The organism is Selenomonas bovis DSM 23594 (genome assembly GCF_000381005.1).
GTDB classification, from domain to species: Bacteria; Bacillota; Negativicutes; order Selenomonadales; family Selenomonadaceae; genus Selenomonas_C; species Selenomonas_C bovis.
Genome location: NZ_KB908397.1, coordinates 1 through 18,742, shown reverse-complemented (window position 1 = coordinate 18,742; position 18,742 = coordinate 1). Strand labels below are relative to the sequence as shown.

Below are 18,742 nucleotides of genomic sequence, written 5' to 3'. Positions count from 1 at the left end.
CATCCACTTTCTTATTTCTGCATCGTCCCCGTCTTGAGGAAGCGCTCATGGAAAGAGAACGCCTCGTCGAGGATATGCGGCGTATTCGCATGCTTCGTCGCCTCGTCTGCGCGATGGAAATAGTCGAGCAGCAGCGGGCGGTAATCCGGATGCGCGCAGTTGTTGATGATCTCGAGCGCGCGCTCCTTCGGCGCCTTGCCGCGCAGGTCTGCAACGCCCTGCTCCGTGATGATGATATCGACATCGTGCTCCGTATGGTCGATGTGCGAGCAGAATGGGACGATAGACGAGATCTTGCCATCCTTGGCCGTCGACGGCGTGTAGAAGATGGTGAGGAACGCGTTGCGCGCGAAGTCGCCGCTGCCGCCGATGCCGTTCATCATCTTCGTGCCCGTGATATGCGTCGAGTTGACGTTGCCGTAGATATCGCACTCAATCGCTGTATTCATGGCGATGACGCCGAGGCGATGGACGACCTCCGGGCTGTTGGAAATCTCCTCCGGACGCAGCAGCAAGTACTTCTTGTACTTCGCGACATCCTTGTAGAAACGCTCCATGCCCTCAGGCGACGGCGAGAATGCCGTACCGGACGCGAAGTTCAGCTTGCCCGCATCGATGAGGTCGAGCATGCCGTCCTGGATGACCTCCGTGTAGACCGTGAGATCCTTGAGGTCCGAGTCCACGAAGCCGGCGAGCACCGCGTTCGCGACATTGCCGACGCCGGACTGCAGCGGCAGCAGGTTCTTCGGCATGCGGCCCGCCTGGATCTCCTTCTGGAGGAATTCCAGCGTGAACTCCGACATCTTCTTGGAGCCCTCGTCGATGGCGCGCAGCGGACGCGTATGATCCGGGATATCGCAGGGCACGATGAACTTGATCTTTTCCGGCGTGCACGGGATGTACGGCGTGCCGACACGGTCGCTCGCCTTCACAATGGGGATGGGCAGGCGATGCGGCGGATCGAGCGGAATGTAGACATCGTGCATACCTTCGAGCTCGAGCGGCTGGCTCGTGTTCACCTCGACGATGACGGTATCCGCGCTCTGCACATAGGACGCAGCATTGCCAAGCGACGTCGTCGGGATGATGTTGCCGTCCTCATCGATGGCGCAAGCCTCGACGATGGCGACATCGATGTGGCCGAGGTAGCCGCAGCGAGAAAGCTGTGCCGACTCTGAAAGGTGCAGGTCGAGGTAGTTGACGCTACCGTCGTTGATCTCATTGCGCAGCACCTTGTCGGTCTGATACGGCAGGCGCTGCTTGATGCCATGGACGCCTGCGAGCACATCATCGAGCTCCGGACCCGTGGACGCGCCCGTCCAGAGGTTGATTGTGAACGGATCCTTCTTCATGCGTTCGGCGAGTGCGATTGGCACAGCCTTCGGGTAAGCAGAGGCCGTGAAGCCGCTCGTGGCGACGTTCATGCCCGGCTGGATAAAGGCCGCGGCTTCCTCTGCTGTGACGATTTTCGCTTGCAGTCCTTTGTTGCGGACGCGATCGAGAATATCAATCATCAGAAATCCCCCTTGTGAAACTTGCATGTAGTATAACTCTTCGTTATCGCAGCTATATGAAATAACTATGATTTATCATACCACCATGCGTCATTTATATCCCATGCCTTAGAATATCACACATAGAAAAAGCCGTCAAGATTGCTCAGACGGCTTTTGTCATATTTTATATTATTTTTAAGTCAATTACGGAAGAACAGCGCGTTAACAATACACGCTTTCACCTGCGCGTGATGTAATACGAAAGCCTGCTCAGGCCGATGGACAGATCCTCATTGACGATGTGCATGGAGTCCGGCACCTGCATCTTGATGGGCGCGAAGTTCCAGATGCCCTTGACGCCCGCGGTGACGAGCTGGTCGGCGACCTCCTGTGCGAAAGCCGCCGGCACGGCGATGATGCCGATGTCCACATGGCGCTCGCGCACAATCTGGGCGAGCTCGCGCACATCTTCCACCTTGACATGGTTCTGCACCGTGCCGATAACCTTCGGATCCTGGTCGAAGAGCGCGACGAGATTGAAGCCCAGCGAGACGAAGTTCTGATAGTTCGCGAGTGCGGCGCCGAGATGGCCGATGCCGATGACAGCGATGTTCCAATGGTTGTCGAGACCGAGGATGCCGCCAACATTGTGCTTGAGCTCGTTGACATAGTAGCCGACGCCCTTCTTGCCGAACTGGCCGAAGGAGGCGAGATCCTTGCGGATCTGCTCCGGCGTGATGCCGAGGCGCCGCCCGAGTTCATCGGAGGAAATGACGTCGATGCCCTCGTCCTGCACGAGACGCAGCGTGCGGAAATAGAGCGGCAGACGGTCGATGGTCGCCTTGGAAATCAGGGATGTGCGTTTCGTGGTGGTCATGTCTGCTGCTCCTTTCTCGTCGCTGCCTGCTCCTGCTTGCTCACGAAGGAAAGGCTCGCGGCTGCGGCGGCCAGCATCCACATGAGCATGGAGGACGGGATATTGAAGAGCAGGTCATCCGTGAGACCGTTGAGGGCGATGGACACAAGCGCCAAGCCGATGCCGAGCGCGAAGCCGGACGCGAGGCGGCGCTCCTCCCAGTGCGATACCTCAGCGCGAAACGCCGCCCAGTTCCAGGCGGGCGCCTCCGTCCTCACCGCGATGCTCTCGTGGACGGCGCGCAGTTCCTCGTCGATGCCGCTCTCCGGCGAGAGATCCGTCGGCTGCGGCGCGCGCCCCGCCTGCGCCTCCCGCTCGATCTCCTCCGGCGTGAGGAAGCGCGTGCGCAGTGCCGTCACCAGCGTGCCGAAAAAGAACCAGAAAAACGCGAGCGCGCCGATGATGCCGATCTCCGCCGCGTAGTTCAGATACATGTTGTGCGCATGCACGATCTTGATGGTCGTACCCGCCGCGCCCTGCATGTAGAAATCGTAGAGCGGATACACCATCCAGTACGCCCCCCAGCCGATGCCGAGGAATGGGTGGTCGGCAATCATGGCGACCGTACTCTCCCAGAACGCGAGGCGCATCTCAGACGAGGTGTCGAGCCGCGTGAAGACCGAGGTCATCCGCTCGAGCAGCGCGGGGTCGAGCGCGAGGATACCGCCGCCCACGAGCACGCAGGCAACGAGCACGCGCCAGTCGCGCAGCGCGCCGTAGGCCAGGAACACCGCCGCGATGGCCAGGCATGCGCCGCGCGCATACGTCATGGCGAGGCACGCGGCGAGCGCGAGCAGCGCAAGCGCCAGCACGAGCCGCTGGCCGCGCGCCTTCACGCGGAGGAATACGCCGAACACGAGACACATCATGACATCGAGATAGCCAGCGAAGATATTCGGGTTCTCCCAGGTGGAAAAGACGCGCTTGCGCAGCTCGGGGAACGCCTCGCCGTCCACCCATTTCATCGCGCTCGTATCGATGCCGAAGGCGAACTGGTAGAAGCCGTAGAGCACGCAGAGCAGCGCGGAGGCCGCCAACGAGACGATGAGCAGCTTGAGCTCCCTGCCCGTGCGGAGGTTCTGCCCGATGAAGAAATACATGAGCAGATAGACGCCGACGAGGTTGTAGTAGTTGTAAAAGCTGAACGCAGGGTCCGGTGAGACGAGGATGGACGCCGCGCCGAAGCCGGCGAAGATCAGCACGGGGATGTCGAAGGGCAGCCTTCGAAAATGCATCGCGGGGTCTGCGCGCAGCCGCCAGAGCGTCAGCGCGCTGCCGACGAGCAGCGCTGCCGTCGCCGCCCCCGGGGAGAGCGCGAGCGCAAAGCCCACGGCCACGATGGCCCAGCCCAGCCAACGGTCGAACTGCCGGGCACGGCGCTTGGCTCTGAGATCTTCGAGCACACGCGCTTCCGCTTGCGTGATTGCTTCCTTGCCATGCGTATCAGGCATGGGAATCCTCCTTTCCGAGCAGCAGCTGGCGCAGGCCGCCGATGAGATAGAGCGAGCCCGCTACAACGAGCAGACGGCCCTCCTGCGCCAGAGAAAGCGCGAGGGCGAGCGCCTCTACGTTGTCCTCGCGGTACGCGACGCTTCGCGCGTACTGCGCCGCCTCCTCCGCCAGCACGCGCGCTTTCTCCGCGCGGTCAGACTGCGGCGGCGTCATGACGATGAGATCCTCCGGCCGCACGAGTGCCCGGAGCATCTTGTCGATGTCTTTGTCGTGCAGGATGCCGAGCAACAGCACGCGCGGCTGCCCCGGGAAATACGCGTCGAGGCTCTGCCGCAGCACCTCCATGCCCGCGGGGTTGTGCGCGCCGTCGATGAGGACGGGCTGCACGCCCGCGCCCCCCTCTGACGGCACCTCGAGATACTCGAACCGGCCGGGCCAGGTCACGAGGCGCAGCGCCTCGCGCACGACCGGCTCCGTGATGCGCGGCTCGATGTTGTGCAGCAGATAGGCCGTCATGATGGCGACGCCCGCGTTTTTCACCTGGTGCGCGCCGAGCAGATGGAGCTCATAGGGCGCGCCGTCCACGCCGAGCAGCGGCGAAGAGAAAGAAAACGACTGCCCGCGCGGCGAAAACGCGCCGCCCCTGACCGAGAAGTCCTCTCCCTCGACGAAGATATCCGCGGCGTGCTGCTCCGCCGCCTCCCGCAGGATGGCAAGCGGCATGCCCTCCGCCGCCGTGACGACGGGAACGCCGTCCTTGATGATGCCCGCCTTGTGGTGCGCGATGCCCGCGAGCGTGCCGCCGCAGAGCTTCGCGTGCTCGAACGCGACATTCGTGATGACCGAGACCTCCGGCGTGATGACGTTCGTCGAGTCGAGCAGGCCGCCGAGGCCAACCTCGATGACGGCATACTCGACCTTGTGCGCGGCGAAATAGTAAAAGGCAGCGGCTGTGAGCGCCTCGAACTGCGTCGGGCACTCCTCGCCCTCCGCGAGCATCTGCTCGATGAAGACGCGCACAGCGGAGATGGCCTCGGCGAAGTCCTCCTCGCTGATGGGCTGGCCGTCCACCTGCATGCGCTCCGTGTAGGAGACGAGATGCGGCGAGATATAGAGACCCGTGTGGATGGTCGCCTTCTGGAGGATGCCCGCGAGCATGGCGGAGACGGAGCCCTTGCCGTTCGTTCCCGTCACATGGACTGTGCGGTACTTGTCCTGCGGATTGCCGAGGAGCGAGAGCAGGCGCTTGATGCGGGAAAGCCCGAGGCGCACGCCAAAGACATTGAGCCCGTCGAGATAGGCCAATGCTTCCTGATAGTTCATCTGCGCTCCTCCATCAAAGCTTCGCGAGATCTGCGAGACGTGCCTCGAGGGATTTCTCCTTTTCCTCATAGCCTGCGAGCTTCTCGCGCTCCCCGGCGACGACGGCCGCCGGCGCCTTCTTGAGGAAGCCCTCGTTGCTGAGCTTGCCCGTCAGGCGCTTGATTTCCTTTTGGAGTTTCTCGCGCTCCTTCGTGAGGCGCGCCGTCTCCTTCTCCACGTCGATGAGACCCTTGAGCGGCAGGTAGATCTCCACGCCGCCGACAACGCCCGCCATGGCGTTCTCCGGCTTAGCCGCACCAGCGGCGAGCAGCGTCACGGGCTCCGCGGCCGCAAGCGCCTGGAGGTAGCTTTCATGCGCCGCGAAGACGGGACGCAGCGCCTCGTCCGTGAAGCCGAGGATGACCTCACTCTTCTTCCCAGGTGCCGCGCCAACCTCGGCACGCAGGTTGCGGACGGTCTTGATTGTCTCCATGATGGCCGTCATCTGCGCCTCGACTTCATCGTGGATGAGGCCCGCGTCCCCCTTCGGCCAGTCGGCGATCATGATGCTCGGGAACCGCGTGTCATGCGGCACCTTCTGCCAGATTTCCTCCGTGAGGAACGGCATGAAGGGATGCAGCAGACGCAGCGTGTTCTCGAGGACATAGGAGAGCACATAGAGCGCCGTGTTCTTCGCGCGCACATTCTCCTTGTCGTAGAGGCGCGCCTTTGTGAGCTCGATGTACCAGTCGCAGAACTCATTCCAGAGGAACTCGTAGATCATGCGGCCCGCCTCGCCGAGCTCGAACTTGTCGAGGCTCTCCGTGACGCCCTGCTCCGTGCGCGCGAAACGTGAGAGAATCCAGCGGTCCGCGAGCGTATAGTCCGCCTCCTCCGGGCGGAACGAGCGATCGAAGCCCTCGAGGTTCATGAGGATGTAGCGCGACGCGTTCCAGATCTTGTTCGCGAAATTGCGCGCGCTCTCGACGCGCTCCCAGTAGAAGCGCATATCGTTGCCCGGCGTGTTGCCCGTGATGAGCATGAAGCGCAGGGTATCGGCGCCGTACTTCTCGATGACCTCGACGGGGTCGATGCCGTTGCCGAGGGACTTACTCATCTTACGGCCCTGGCTGTCGCGCACGAGGCCGTGGATGAAAACGTGATGGAACGGGATGTCCTTGCCGAACTCCAGCCCCATCATGACCATGCGCGCCACCCAGAAAAAGATGATGTCGTAGCCCGTCACGAGCGTCGCCGTCGGATAGAACTGCGCGAGCTCCGGCGTCTTGTCCGGCCAGCCGAACGTCTCGAACGGCCAGAGGCCCGAGCTGAACCAGGTGTCGAGCACATCCTCGTCCTGATGGATATGATGGCTCCCGCAGTGCGGGCACACCGTGAGATCCGTGCGCGAGACGCTCGTCTCGCCGCAGTCGTCGCAGTACCAGGCGGGGATGCGATGGCCCCACCAGAGCTGGCGCGAGATGCACCAGTCGCGGATGTTCTCGAGCCAGTTGCAGTAAATCTTCGTGAAGCGCTCCGGCACGAACTGGATGCGTCCGTCCTTCACCGCCTCGATGGCGGGCTTCGCGAGGCCCTCCATCTTGACGAACCACTGCTTGGAGACGAGCGGCTCGATCGTCGAATGGCAGCGCGAGCAGTGACCGACGGCGTGCTCATGCTCCTCGACGGAGACGAGGACGCCCGTCTCCTCGAGCTCCTTGACGAGCGCCTTGCGGCATTCATAGCGATCCATGCCCGCGTATTTCCCGGCACCCTCGAGCATCTTGCCCGTATTGCCGATGACCTTGATCTCCTCGAGGTGGTGACGCTGCCCCATCTCGAAGTCGTTCGGATCGTGCGCAGGCGTGACCTTGACCGCGCCCGTGCCGAACGCCTTGTCGACATATTCATCGGCAAAGAGCGGGATGCGGCGGCCGACGATCGGTAGGATGAGCGTCTTGCCGACGAAATCCTTGTAGCGCTCATCGTCTGGATGCACCGCGACGCCCGTATCGCCGAACATCGTCTCCGGACGCGTCGTCGCAATCTCGACGTAGCGGCCCGGCTCGCCCTCGACGGCGTAGCGCAGATGCCAGAGATGCCCCTTTTCCGTCTCGTGCTCCACCTCGATGTCCGAGATCGCCGTATTGCAGGACGGGCACCAGTTCGTGATGCGCGTGCCCTGATAGATGAGTCCCTTTTCATAGAGGCTCACGAACACCTCGCGCACGGCGCGGCTGCAGCCCTCGTCCATCGTGAAGCGCTCGCGATCCCAGTCGAGCGAGGAGCCGAGGGAGCGCAGCTGGAACATGATGCGGCTGCCGAACTTCTCCTTCCAGTCCCAGACGCGCTCGAGGAACTTCTCGCGGCCGAGCTCGTAACGATTCGTGCCCTCCTCGCGCAGCTTTCCCTCGACCTTGGCCTGCGTCGCGATGCCCGCGTGGTCGCAGCCCGGGATCCACACCGTGTTGTAGCCCTGCATGCGGTGGTAGCGGATGAGGATATCCTGCAACGTATTATCGAGCGCGTGGCCCATGTGCAGCTGGCCCGTGACATTCGGCGGCGGGATGACCATGCTGTACGGCTTCTTGCTCTTGTCGACCTCCGCGTGGAAGAATTTATGCTCCTCCCAGAACTGATACCATTTCTTCTCGAACGACTGCGGATCATAGACCTTCGGGATGTTCGTTTCTTTCGTCTCTGCCATATCGGATACTCCTCTAAACCATCGCGGGGCACGCCCGCAAAATCTCGTGACCCATGAAAAAAGCGCCTCCGTCCCGAAGGACGAAAGCGCCTGCTTCCGTGGTACCACCTAACTTGCTGCTCTTCGCTCTAACGCCGCGGCCGCGGCCCGAGGTAACGCGCACGCCTCCCCCGGGCGACTCAGAAGCGACTTCGCTGCCATCCTGCCGGGGGCTTGCACCGACCGCCCTCTCTCTGCTGACATCCGGCAGCTACTCCTCTTCCTCTTCGTCTTTCCATGATATGAGCTATTATGTGAGCTATCTTAGCACACGCGCGCGGAAAATGCAACCTCCGTCATAGCTTAAGGAACCACTGATTAATTCAGCGGTTCCTCAAATCACCCACTGCCCCGGCGCGAACGCGGCATCGAGCAGTGTCTCCTGGAGCAGCCGCGCGGCAATGGCCTGCGCCGTCTGCTCGCCTGCGGGCGCGAGCGCGCTCCACTCTCTTGCCTCCGGGAGGTCGAGGCGCGGCGCGTCAGCGCCGAGGACGAGCAGCACGATGACGCCCGCCGCCGCGAGGTGCGCTGCCGTGCGCGCGTAGTCCTCGCCCGCCGCCGGCGCGTAGAGGTACGTGTGACGGCCGCTCTGCACGAGGCGGTATTCCGCCTCCGCGACGGCGCGCGCCGTCGTGCCGTCCGCGCCGGGACGGAACACAGTGACGAGCGGCTTCTGCCAGTTGAGCGCGCTGCGCATCGCGGGCGTCGCGTAGACACGCGCCGCGTCCTCCGCGGCGCCGATGCTGCGCACGACGCCGCAGGCCGCCGTGTTGTTCGTGATGCGGTCGATGAGCAGGAGCTCACCCTGCGTGCGGTGCTCATCGAACAATCCGAGCACGATGGGCTCCGTAACGGCAATCGTCACATGCGCGATCTCGTTCTTTTCGAGACGCTCCGCCGGCTCGTGCTCGCCCGTATGGATGTCGGTACGGTACGCGATGCCGGAAAGGATGCCGGGGATCTTCTTCGTGCCGAGCTTTATGAGGAAATTCTTCCCCACAGTGAGCGGCACATCGTCCATCCAGAGAATCTCCGCCTCGAACGCGTCAGCGAGGCTTAGTCCACTCTCCCGCTCGAGCACGCAGCCGCGCGAGACATCGACCTCGCGGCTGAGCTGCAGCGTGACGGGCTGGCCGACGCTGGCACGCTTCTCCTCGTGATCCGCGACAAAGATATGCGTGACCTCCGCCTGCTCGCCGCTCGGCAGGGCCGTCACCGTATCGCCGACGGCGACGCTACCGCTCTCAATCTGCCCCGCGAAACCGCGGAACGACTGGTTCGGACGGCAGACGCGCTGCACGGGGAGGTAGAACCCTTTCTCCGCGGCGGCCCCCGCCGTGACGTCGACCGTCTCGAGATATTCCTGGAGGACCTCACCGTCATACCATGGCATGCGGTCAGAGCGCTTCGTGATATTGTCGCCCTCCGTCGCTGAAACCGGGATGATGCGGACGCTCTCGAGCCCGAGCTCCTGCCGGAGCGCGCCGATCTCCACCTCGATGGCGCGGAACTGCGCCTCGTCGTAGCCGATGAGGTCCATCTTGTTCACGGCGAAGACGAAATAGCGGATGCCCATGAGCGCGCAGATGCGCGCGTGGCGGCGCGTCTGTGTGAGCACGCCCTTCGAAGCGTCCACGAGGATGATGGCGAGATCCGCGAATGACGCGCCGCAGGCCATGTTGCGCGTATACTCCTCATGCCCCGGCGTGTCAGCGCAGATGAAGCTGCGCCGGTCCGTCGTGAAATAGCGGTAGGCGACATCGATCGTGATGCCCTGCTCGCGCTCCGCGAGCAGGCCGTCGAGCAGCAGGGAGTAGTCGATGGCGCCGCCGCGGCTGCCGACCTTCGAGTCGAGCAGCAGCGCCTCTTTCTGATCGGCATAGATGAGCTTCGCATCGTAGAGCAGATGGCCGATGAGCGTGGACTTGCCGTCGTCCACGCTGCCGCAGGTGATAAATTTCAGTAAATCGTTCATCAGAAATAGCCCTCCCGTTTCCGGCGCTCCATGCTGCCGGCTCCCTCATGGTCGATGACGCGGCTCGTGCGCTCGGACTCCACGGCGCCGAGCGTCTCCTCGACGATGGCGTCCAGCGTATCGGCGTCCGACTCGACACCGCCCGTGAGCGGATAGCAGCCGAGCGTACGGAACCTGATCTTCCTCTGCTGGATGTCCTCGGGCCGCAGGTGCAGCTTCTTGACGATGCGGTCATCATCCACCATGATGATGTTGCCGTCGCGCTCGATGCAGGGACGTTCCTTGGCAAAATAGAGCGAGACGATTTCGAGCTGCTCGCGGCGGATGTACTGCCAGATATCCTTCTCCGTCCAATTCGAGAGCGGAAATACGCGGATGCTCTCCCCCTTGTGGAGCTCCGCGTTGTAGAGCTTCCACATCTCCGGGCGCTGGTTCTTCGGATCCCAGGCCTGCGCCGCGTTGCGGAACGAGAACACGCGTTCCTTCGCGCGGGATTTCTCCTCGTCGCGCCGCCCGCCGCCGAACGCCGCCGTGAAACCGTACTTCGTCAACGCCTGCTTGAGCGCCTGCGTCTTCATGATATCGGTGTAGGACGCACCGTGGTCGAAGGGGTTGATGCCCTCGCGGATGCCCTCCTCGTTCTTGTACTCGAGCATCGTGAGACCGTACTTTTTCGCCTGCGCGTCACGGAACGCGATCATCTCGTGGAACTTCCACGTCGTGTTGATGTGCAGGAACGGAAACGGCGGTTTCTCCGGATAGAACGCCTTGAGCGCGAGGTGCATCATGACCGTGCTGTCCTTGCCGATGGAATAGAGCATCACCGGCTTCTCCGCCTCAGCCGCCACCTCGCGGATGATGTAGATGGCCTCTGCCTCAAGCGCATCGAGATGCGATAAATTTCCCATATCTTCTCTCTCCCTGATGGTAGTCTGCGCGCGTCCGCTCCCGTGCGGCCCGCGCGTGTCTTTCGTGTCCGGCAGCGCAAAATCTGTGTCCCGCTGTCGGAGCTTACGATTCCTCAGTTGTTCAGTAATCATTCGCCTGCTTCTTATTGACCGCGATGCGCTGTTCCTCGCCGTCCGCGAGGCGCAGCACCCAGGTGAGCGTGTCGCGGCTGTTCTCGGCGTAGAGCCTGCCGCCCGCGCCGCCGAGCGACGCCTCGAGCGTGTAGAAGATCGCCGCGCGCGGGCACGCCTTGACGCAGGCCGTGCAGCCCCAGCAGTCGCGCGCGTCGCGCAGGCGGGCCCGGCCCGCCTCGATGACGAGGAGATTGCCGGGACAGACGTCCGCGCAGCGGCCGCAGCCGATGCATTTCTCAGTTTCCAAGCGTATGCTCATAGTGCTGCCCCCGTTTCACCAGATCGCGCAGGATGATCTCCACCCTGCCGTCCTTCAGCCTGGAATTGACATATTTCTCATAGCGCGCCTCCCGCGCCGGATGGTCTAGGTTCTCCGCGAAGCAGTGCCAGCGCGTCTCGCGCCGCGCTTTCATGTGCTCGATGAGCACGCGGCAGACGAGCAGCCGCTCGCGCAGCTCGAAGATCTTCAGCAGTCCGTAGGCGTCCTCTGCGCGCAGCCCCTCACTGAGCCGCGTGAGGCGCGCGATGTGATGCGCCGCCGCAGCGAGCTGGCGCTCCGTATAGCGGTAGCCGGCTGTGATGCCGCCCGCCTCCTCGTCCATGACCTGCTGCATGGCCTCCTCGAGCGCGTCGACGGTGAAGAGCGGCGCCGCGGCCGGCTGCTCGCGCAGGCGCTCGACGCGCGCGCGCACCGCCGCCGCAGCCTCTGTCGGCACGGGGAGCACCTCCTGCGCCGCCGCATAGCAGGCAGCCCCCTCGGCGGCATAGGCCCCCTCGGCAAACGCGCCCGTCACGTATTTCTGCGGGCAGCCGCCCGCGACATCGCCCGCGGCGAAGAGACCCGGCACCGTCGTCTGCCGCGTTGTGTCCACCCAGTAGCCGCTCGCCGTATGGCCGCCGACGATATAGGGCTCCGTGCCCTCGACCTCGACGTTCGCCGTACGCGGGCCGAGCCCCGTCTCACGCCAGCGCATCGTCTGCGCGGGCGCCATGTTGAGATACGCGCGCTCGAGGGACTGCTCCTGCGCCGCCGTGATGCCCTGCGTCTCGAGGTAACAAGGGCCGCGTCCGGCGAGATTTTCGCTCACGACCGCGTAGAGGCGCTCCGACGTCGTGTTGCCGTAGCCCGCCTGGTACTTCTCGCCGCGCGCGTTGACCTGCGGCGCGCCCACGCCCTGCGCGATCGTGCCCGTCGGCGCGATCGTGTCCTTGCACCGCAGCGCGATGAACCGCATCTCCAGCGACGTCATCTCCGCGCCCGCGCGCAGGCCCATCGCGTAGCCAGCGCCCGTATTGAACGGCGAATACCACATCGTATGGCGCGCCGCGCCCGGATGGTTGGACCGGTAAAGGCCCGCCGCGCCGCCCGTCGCACAGATGACGGCGCGCGCACGGAAATAGCAGACCGCGTCCTCGCGCAGGTCGATGCCCCAGGCGCCGGCGATGCGCCCGTCCGCCGCTTTCAAGAGATTCACGACATCGACATGCTCCAGCACGCGGACATTCTTCGCGCGCCGCACAGCGGCCGCGAGCAGCGGCTTGATATTCTCCCCGTTGATCTTGATGTTGCGCCAGCCGCGCGAGACGTAGTTCCCGTCCGCATCCTTCAGGATAACGAGCCCGAGCTCCTCCATGCGGCGCGTGACCTCGTTGAGCCGCTCAGACATCGTGAGCAACAGATCGTCACGCACGATGCCCGCCGCGTCCGCCGCCGCGTAGTCCGCGTAGTCCTCCGGCGTATGCCCGGGCGTGATATACGCGTTGAGTGCGTTGACGCCGGCCGCGAGGCAGCCGCTGCGCTCGATGCCCGCTTTGTCGACGAGCAGGACCGAGCGTTCCGGCCGCTCCGCCGCGAGCGTGAGCGCTGCGTAGCAGCCGGCAGCACCGCCGCCGATGACGAGGATATCTGATGTTTCTTCCTTCAGTTTCAAATCCTTCACCTCAAATCACCACGGAATCCTGACGCTTCGCCGCATTCTCGAGAATGCGCGTGCCGCCGTCCGCGAAGCTGTAGATGCGGTGGATGAACACCTTGGCCGCGTCCCCCTCCCGGAGGGGCCGCTTCTCTAGGCTGCGCCGCCCGTGCAGGAGCTGTCCCTTGACCTCGACATCGACCTGCAGGCTGTCGCCGCGGAAGTAGACGCCGCGCACTGTTCCGTCCTCCGACGCGAGCGGCAGGCGCATCTCGTCGGCGTCCGCGCCGATCTCGAGGAACTCCGGACGGATGATGCCCGTGTGCTCCGCCGTGCCCTCGTCCCCGTCGAAGCCCTTGAAAATCGTATAATCCGGCACATGCACCGACTCGCCGATGAAATCCGCGACGAACGGCGTGCGCGGCGACTGGTAGATGGCGACCGGCGTGCCGACCTGCTCGATATGGCCGCGGTTCGTGATGATGATGTCATCCGCGACCTCGACAGCCTCCTCCTGGTCATGCGTGACGAAGATGCTCGTGATGCCGAGCCTGTGGATTGTCCGCCGCAGCCAGCTCCGCAGCTCCTTGCGCACCTTCGCGTCGATGGCGGCAAACGGCTCATCGAGCAGCAGCAGCTCAGGCTCCGGCGCGAGCGCCCGTGCGAACGCGACGCGCTGGCGCTGCCCGCCGGAGAGCTGCATCGGATACCGCGCGCCGAAGCTCGTCAGGCCGATGAGCTCCAGCAGCTCATCGACGCGCGTTCGGCGCTTTGCCTGCGGCACCTCCTGGATCTTCAGGCCGAACGCGATGTTCTCACGCACCGTCATGTGCCGGAACAGCGCGTAGTTCTGGAAGACGAAGCCGATGCCGCGCTTTCCCGGCGCGAGGTCATTCACGCGACGACCGCCGATGAAGATATCCCCTCGATCCGGCGTCTCCAACCCCGCGATCATGCGCAGGATGGTCGTCTTGCCGCTGCCCGACGGACCAAGCAGGCCGATGAGCCTGCCGCGCTCCGCCGTAAAGCTCACATCGCGTGATGCCTGGAACGAACCGTAATGCTTCTCAATATGACGAAGCTCCACCTCAATGGGCATGATGCATCCCCCTTTTTGCACGCCACTCCACGATATTCCTGAGCACGAGGATCACGACGGCCAGCAGGACGAGCAGCGACGCCACGGCAAAGGCTGCCGTGAAATTGTATTCATTGTAGAGAATCTCGATGTGCAGCGGCAGCGTATTCGTCTTGCCGCGGATATGGCCCGAGACGACCGAGACCGCGCCGAACTCTCCCATCGCGCGCGCCGTGCAGAGAATCACGCCATAAAGCAGCGCCCACTTGATATTCGGCAGCGTCACATGGAAGAACATCTGCCAGCCGCTCGCGCCAAGCGTCGTCGCCGCCTCCTCCTCGCTGCGCCCCTGGCTCTCCATGACCGGTACGAGCTCGCGCGTGATGAAAGGAAACGTCACGAACACCGTCGCGAGCACGATGGCCGGCACGGCGAAGAGAATCTGAATGTGCTCCGCGCGCAGCAGCGGATAGAGCGGGCTCATGCGGCCGAACAGCATCACGAAGAACAGGCCCGCGACCACAGGCGAGATCGCGAACGGCAGATCGATGAGGGAGCCGAGCAGCGCCTTGCCGCGGAAATCATGCTTTGTGAGCAGCCAGGCTGACGCGAGGCCGAACAGCGTATTCGCACCCACCGCGACCGCCGTCGCGAGGAGCGTGAGCTGCAGTGCCTTGACCGCGAACGGCTCCGCGACGGCCGAAAGATACGCCGCCGCACCGCGCGCGAGCGCCTCATGCACGACAAGCACGAGCGGCAGCACGAGCATCACGCAGAGGAACAGCGCGGCAAGCGCGATGAGCAGCCAGGCGCCCAGGCCTTTTTCCTTTTTCATCCTCACACCCCCTGATGGTGCATGCGCCAGCGCTGATAACCATTGAGCGCCAGGAGCACGAGAAACGACGCGGCCATCATCACGATGGCGATGGCCGCCGCCGACGGATAATCGAACGACTCGAGCTTCGCCATGATGAGCAGCGGCGCGATCTCCGTCTCATAGGGCAGGTTGCCCGCGATGAACACCACGCTGCCATACTCGCCGATACCGCGCGCGAACGCGAGCGCGAACCCCGTGAGCAGCGGCGACAGCAGCTCGGGAAACACCACGCGGCGAAACGTCAGCCACCGGCTCGCGCCGAGCATCTCCGCCGCCTCCTCGAGCTGCGGATCGAGCCCCTCGAGCACGGGCTGCACGCTGCGCGCCACGAAAGGAATCCCCACGAACACCAGCGCAATCGTGATGCCGAGAACGGAAAACGCCGAGGGAATCCCCGCCGCGTAGAAGAACTGCCCAAGCCAGCCATTCTCCGCGTAGAGCGTCGTGAGCGCGATGCCCGCGACCGCCGTCGGCAGCGCGAACGGCAGGTCGATGAGCCCGTCGAGCAGTCGCTTGCCGGGGAAATCATACCGCACGAGCACCCACGCGAGCAGCAGGCCGAACACCGCATTCACGAGCGCCGCCACCAGCGACGTACCGAAGCTCACGAGATACGCGTGGACGACGCGCAGCTCCGTCGCGACCGCGAGGAACTTCCCCACCCCCATGCCGCTCGCGTAGAGCAGGAACGCCGCCAGGGGGATCAGGAGGATCATGGACAGATAGAAAAACGTGATACCGAGCGTGAACCGGTAGCCCGGAATGACGTGAGCCGCAGCCCGCATGAAGAACACCTCACTCATGGAAGCGCTGTTCCGCCAGCGCTTCCCCAGAAAACGCGGCCCCATGCCGCGCCCTGCCGCCCAGCGGGCAGCCCTATTGCTTCTCGTAAATCTGGTCGAACGTACCGCCATCCGCGAAATGCTCCGCCTGCGCCTTCGTCCAGCCGCCGAACGCCTCATCAATCGTCACGAGGCGCAGCTTTGGGAACTGCGACTGATAGGCCGCCGCAACCTCCGCGTTGCGCGGCCGGTAAAAATGCTTTGCCGCGATTTCCTGCCCCTCCGGCGAATACAGATACTTGATATAGGCCTCCGCGAGCTTGCGCGTCCCCTTCCGGTCCACGACATCATCCACGACCGCCACCGACGGCTCCGCGAGGATGCTCAGCGACGGCGTGACGATCTCATATTTGTCCGGCGCGTCCTTGACCGAGAGCAGCGCCTCGTTCTCCCAGGCAATGAGGACATCGCCCTGACCGCGCTGCACGAACGAGGTCGTCGCACCGCGCGCCCCCGAGTCGAGCGCCACGACGCGCGAGAAGAGCTGTTTCATGAACGCCTTCGTCTGCGCCTCATCGCCGCCCGTCTTCTCACTCGCGTACGCCCAGGCCGCGAGATAGTTCCAGCGCGCGCCGCCCGACGTCTTCGGATTCGGCGTCACGACGGAGACATCCTCGCGCACGAGATCGTCCCAGTCCTTGATCTGCTTCGGATTCCCCTTGCGCACAAGGAACACGATCGTCGACGTATACGGCGCCGAATGGTCGGGGAACTTCTCCATCCAATCCTTGTCGATGAGTCCTTCCGCGGCAATCTCATCAACATCGTAGGCGAGCGCGAGCGTCACGACATCCGCCTCCAAGCCCTCGCGCACCGCCCGCGCCTGCTTGCCCGAGCCGCCGTGCGACTGCTTGAAATTCACCTGCTCTCCCGTCTCCGCCTGCCATTTCTCCGAGAACGCCGCATTGAACTCTTGATAGAGCTCACGCGTCGGATCATACGAGACATTGAGCAGTTCCTTGCCTTCCGCCGACTCCTCCGCATCACTGCCGCAGCCCGTGAACACCCCTGCCAACAAGAAAAGTCCCGCCGCAGCCGCCAAAAACTTCGCCTTTTTCATCCCGATCGCTCCTTTCCGCAAAAACAGGAACAAAAAAGCCCAAGACACCCGTCGTACACAAATAAACGACGGACGTCTCAGGCTTTCGCTGTCGAATGACCTGCAACTCATTCCTATCTTTCTTATATGTTTTATGAATCGATAGTGTTATTCTAAGCCCTTCCCTCCCCATTGTCAACTGCTGCCGAGAAATTTATTCTATCGGCGCTTCCGTGACCCTCCGATGTCGCAAGAAATTCTTGCTACGTCTTTCATCCCATGATATAATGAATAGATTAATAAACCATACATATATTGCTATGAAATCTAAGGAGCCACTGATGAATATACGAATTTTACCACCTCATTTCATCAGTGATTCCCTAAAGAACGCAAGCCACAGACGCAACACAATTGGACAAACTGTTTCCCCATGAATGATGATTTCATCAACTGACTATTTTGGGAGGGCCCCCGCTACATGGATCACATGCAACTCAAACAAATGACAGTCCTCGTTGTCGACGGAAACCCGTCTGACAGCCAGCAGCTGCAGCTTTACCTCAGCCGTAAAGTCCGATTCACCAGTGTGCGCAACGGAAAAGATGCCCTCGGCTTCCTCGCCCAATCCCCCATCAATCTCCTGCTGATTGCAGATAGCCTGCCTGACATGACAGGTTTCGACCTCCTCCGCGCCATCCATCAGCAGGAGCAGTACAAAAACCTCCCCATCCTCATGACGACAGCAGACCACAGTCAGAAAAAAGAAGCCGCCTGTGCGATGGCGGGAGCCTTTGATATCATCCGCAAGCCATTCATCCCTATCCTCGTCGTCAAAAAGGTGGAGCAGGTGCTCGCGCTTGAGTATCTGAACAAGAACCTCGAGACAGAAGTCAGCCGCCAGACACAGCTCGCGGAAGACCGCCTGGCCTCCAGCCGACGGCTCTACGAGGAAACCATCATGGCGCTCGCCAAGACCGTCGATGCCAAGGACCGTTACACGCGCGGCCACTCGCAGCGCGTTGCCACCTACGCGAGATTCCTCGCCTATCGGCTCGGCTGGAACAAGGAAGAACAGCAACGCATCTATTACATGGGGCTCCTGCACGACATCGGCAAGATTGGCATCCCAGAAGCCATCCTGCGCAAGACCTCTCGCCTCACGGATGAGGAATATGACATCATCAAGCAGCACACCATCATCGGCTACAACATCCTCAACTACGTCGCCGAATTCCCAGAGCTCAAGATCGGTGCACGCTGGCACCACGAACGCTACGACGGTACCGGCTACCCAGATGGCCTCAAGAGCGATACCATCCCCGTCTACGCGCGCATCATCGCCGTCGCCGACACCTACGATGCCATGACCTCCAAACGCAGCTACCGCGACATCCTCCCGCAGGATGTCGTGCGCAAGGAAATCGAAAAAGCCAGCGGCAAACAGCTCGACCCGAAATACGCAGACATCATGATCCTCATCATCGACTCAGACAAAGACTACCGCCTGCACGAGCAATGAGACGCTGCACGCAGCCCGCGTCTCTTCCCTGAACAGGCAATATCCGCCACACAAAGCTACATACACAAACGTCCACTTCGTGGACATTGTGCAGCGCCCTTACAGTAAAGGGCGGTTGCATGAATGAGAAGTCACTTTGTGCACAGTCACTTGGTTTCTCTAGACGGAAAATATTTTACAACGGACCTCGAGATTATTTTATTCACCTCACACAAAAGGGGCTGTTGCACGTATCAACAACGTGTAGCAGCCCCTTTTAGTTTGCAAAAAAATGTTGCTAAGGACTTAAAAATCCTTGGCAACAGGCGTAAAATATAGATATGCAAAATCAAATTTTACAAGGAGATTATACATCCCTCGGCGGAAGTTTTCAACTCTGCCTTCCCTTAAATTTTGAATTTCAAATTCCAAAGGATGACCCGGTCCGTCTGCTACGCCACTTTGTGGATGAAATGGATTTATCCGCACTTTACCAGACATTCTCTCAGGCCAATAAGAACCG

Annotated in this window: 15 protein-coding genes; 1 reads left to right on the top strand and 14 read right to left on the bottom strand. The window is 62.3% G+C overall.

Annotated elements, in window-relative coordinates:
• Window positions 1–11: 11 nt before the first annotated feature.
• From F599_RS0109090 to F599_RS0109030, 13 genes are all read right to left on the bottom strand, one after another.
• Window positions 12–1,514 carry an acetyl-CoA hydrolase/transferase family protein gene (locus tag F599_RS0109090; protein ID WP_019543216.1) on the bottom strand — a complete coding sequence of 501 codons (1,503 nt, stop codon included), beginning with the start codon at window positions 1,512–1,514 and terminating at the stop codon, window positions 12–14.
• Between the two features lie 220 nt (window positions 1,515–1,734).
• Window positions 1,735–2,373 carry a redox-sensing transcriptional repressor Rex gene (locus F599_RS0109085; protein WP_019543215.1) on the bottom strand — a complete coding sequence of 213 codons (639 nt, stop codon included), beginning with the start codon at window positions 2,371–2,373 and terminating at the stop codon, window positions 1,735–1,737.
• A complete protein-coding gene (locus F599_RS0109080; RefSeq protein WP_019543214.1) occupies window positions 2,370–3,863 on the bottom strand; it encodes an O-antigen ligase family protein in 1,494 nt (497 codons plus the stop codon). The genes F599_RS0109085 and F599_RS0109080 overlap by 4 nt, the downstream gene beginning before the upstream one ends.
• Window positions 3,856–5,187 (bottom strand): bifunctional folylpolyglutamate synthase/dihydrofolate synthase, encoded by a 1,332-nt coding sequence (locus F599_RS0109075; RefSeq protein WP_019543213.1) that lies wholly within the window; start codon window positions 5,185–5,187, stop codon window positions 3,856–3,858. The genes F599_RS0109080 and F599_RS0109075 overlap by 8 nt, the downstream gene beginning before the upstream one ends.
• 13 nt (window positions 5,188–5,200) lie before the next feature.
• Window positions 5,201–7,873 carry a valine--tRNA ligase gene (locus tag F599_RS0109070; protein WP_019543212.1) on the bottom strand — a complete coding sequence of 891 codons (2,673 nt, stop codon included), beginning with the start codon at window positions 7,871–7,873 and terminating at the stop codon, window positions 5,201–5,203.
• A 373-nt stretch (window positions 7,874–8,246) separates the two neighbouring features.
• Window positions 8,247–9,887, bottom strand: a complete 1,641-nt coding sequence (locus F599_RS14020) for a sulfate adenylyltransferase subunit 1 (RefSeq protein ID WP_019543211.1) — start codon at window positions 9,885–9,887, stop codon at window positions 8,247–8,249.
• Window positions 9,887–10,795, bottom strand: a complete 909-nt coding sequence (gene cysD / locus F599_RS0109060) for a sulfate adenylyltransferase subunit CysD (protein ID WP_019543210.1) — start codon at window positions 10,793–10,795, stop codon at window positions 9,887–9,889. The genes F599_RS14020 and cysD overlap by 1 nt, the downstream gene beginning before the upstream one ends.
• A gap of 121 nt (window positions 10,796–10,916) precedes the next feature.
• The gene (locus F599_RS0109055) at window positions 10,917–11,216 is read right to left on the bottom strand and encodes a 4Fe-4S dicluster domain-containing protein (protein ID WP_019543209.1); all 300 of its coding nucleotides are present in this window, start codon (window positions 11,214–11,216) and stop codon (window positions 10,917–10,919) included.
• Complete coding sequence (locus F599_RS0109050) at window positions 11,206–12,909, bottom strand: adenylyl-sulfate reductase subunit alpha (RefSeq protein ID WP_211209085.1); 1,704 nt, start codon at window positions 12,907–12,909, stop codon at window positions 11,206–11,208. Before F599_RS0109050 ends, F599_RS0109055 begins: the two co-directional genes overlap by 11 nt.
• A gap of 1 nt (window position 12,910) precedes the next feature.
• Window positions 12,911–13,981, bottom strand: a complete 1,071-nt coding sequence (locus F599_RS0109045) for an ABC transporter ATP-binding protein (protein WP_019543207.1) — start codon at window positions 13,979–13,981, stop codon at window positions 12,911–12,913.
• Window positions 13,971–14,795 carry a sulfate ABC transporter permease subunit CysW gene (cysW, locus tag F599_RS0109040; protein ID WP_019543206.1) on the bottom strand — a complete coding sequence of 275 codons (825 nt, stop codon included), beginning with the start codon at window positions 14,793–14,795 and terminating at the stop codon, window positions 13,971–13,973. The genes F599_RS0109045 and cysW overlap by 11 nt, the downstream gene beginning before the upstream one ends.
• A gap of 2 nt (window positions 14,796–14,797) precedes the next feature.
• Window positions 14,798–15,640, bottom strand: a complete 843-nt coding sequence (cysT, locus tag F599_RS0109035) for a sulfate ABC transporter permease subunit CysT (protein ID WP_019543205.1) — start codon at window positions 15,638–15,640, stop codon at window positions 14,798–14,800.
• 73 nt (window positions 15,641–15,713) lie between these two features.
• Window positions 15,714–16,739 (bottom strand): sulfate ABC transporter substrate-binding protein, encoded by a 1,026-nt coding sequence (locus tag F599_RS0109030; RefSeq protein WP_019543204.1) that lies wholly within the window; start codon window positions 16,737–16,739, stop codon window positions 15,714–15,716.
• Between the two features lie 460 nt (window positions 16,740–17,199).
• Here F599_RS0109030 and F599_RS0109025 point away from each other — a divergent pair, with 460 nt between their 5' ends.
• Window positions 17,200–18,240 (top strand): HD-GYP domain-containing protein, encoded by a 1,041-nt coding sequence (locus tag F599_RS0109025; RefSeq protein ID WP_019543203.1) that lies wholly within the window; start codon window positions 17,200–17,202, stop codon window positions 18,238–18,240.
• A 285-nt stretch (window positions 18,241–18,525) separates the two neighbouring features.
• Here F599_RS0109025 and F599_RS15865 read toward each other — a convergent pair.
• On the bottom strand, window positions 18,526–18,742 hold a 217-nt coding region (locus tag F599_RS15865; RefSeq protein WP_211209084.1), incomplete at its 5' end, for a hypothetical protein.

Excerpts from the sequence above, each read along its gene's own strand:
- F599_RS0109080 (WP_019543214.1), bottom strand. The coding sequence starts at position 3,863 with ATGCCTGATACGCATGGCAAGGAAGCAATCACGCAAGCGGAAGCGCGT.
- cysD (WP_019543210.1), bottom strand. The coding sequence starts at position 10,795 with ATGGGAAATTTATCGCATCTCGATGCGCTTGAGGCAGAGGCCATCTAC.
- F599_RS0109030 (WP_019543204.1), bottom strand. The coding sequence starts at position 16,739 with ATGAAAAAGGCGAAGTTTTTGGCGGCTGCGGCGGGACTTTTCTTGTTG.
- F599_RS14020 (WP_019543211.1), bottom strand. The coding sequence starts at position 9,887 with ATGAACGATTTACTGAAATTTATCACCTGCGGCAGCGTGGACGACGGC.
- cysT (WP_019543205.1), bottom strand. The coding sequence starts at position 15,640 with ATGAGTGAGGTGTTCTTCATGCGGGCTGCGGCTCACGTCATTCCGGGC.
- F599_RS0109045 (WP_019543207.1), bottom strand. The coding sequence starts at position 13,981 with ATGCCCATTGAGGTGGAGCTTCGTCATATTGAGAAGCATTACGGTTCG.
- F599_RS0109025 (WP_019543203.1), top strand. The coding sequence starts at position 17,200 with ATGGATCACATGCAACTCAAACAAATGACAGTCCTCGTTGTCGACGGA.
- F599_RS0109075 (WP_019543213.1), bottom strand. The coding sequence starts at position 5,187 with ATGAACTATCAGGAAGCATTGGCCTATCTCGACGGGCTCAATGTCTTT.
- F599_RS0109070 (WP_019543212.1), bottom strand. The coding sequence starts at position 7,873 with ATGGCAGAGACGAAAGAAACGAACATCCCGAAGGTCTATGATCCGCAG.
- F599_RS0109085 (WP_019543215.1), bottom strand. The coding sequence starts at position 2,373 with ATGACCACCACGAAACGCACATCCCTGATTTCCAAGGCGACCATCGAC.
- cysW (WP_019543206.1), bottom strand. The coding sequence starts at position 14,795 with ATGAAAAAGGAAAAAGGCCTGGGCGCCTGGCTGCTCATCGCGCTTGCC.
- F599_RS0109090 (WP_019543216.1), bottom strand. The coding sequence starts at position 1,514 with ATGATTGATATTCTCGATCGCGTCCGCAACAAAGGACTGCAAGCGAAA.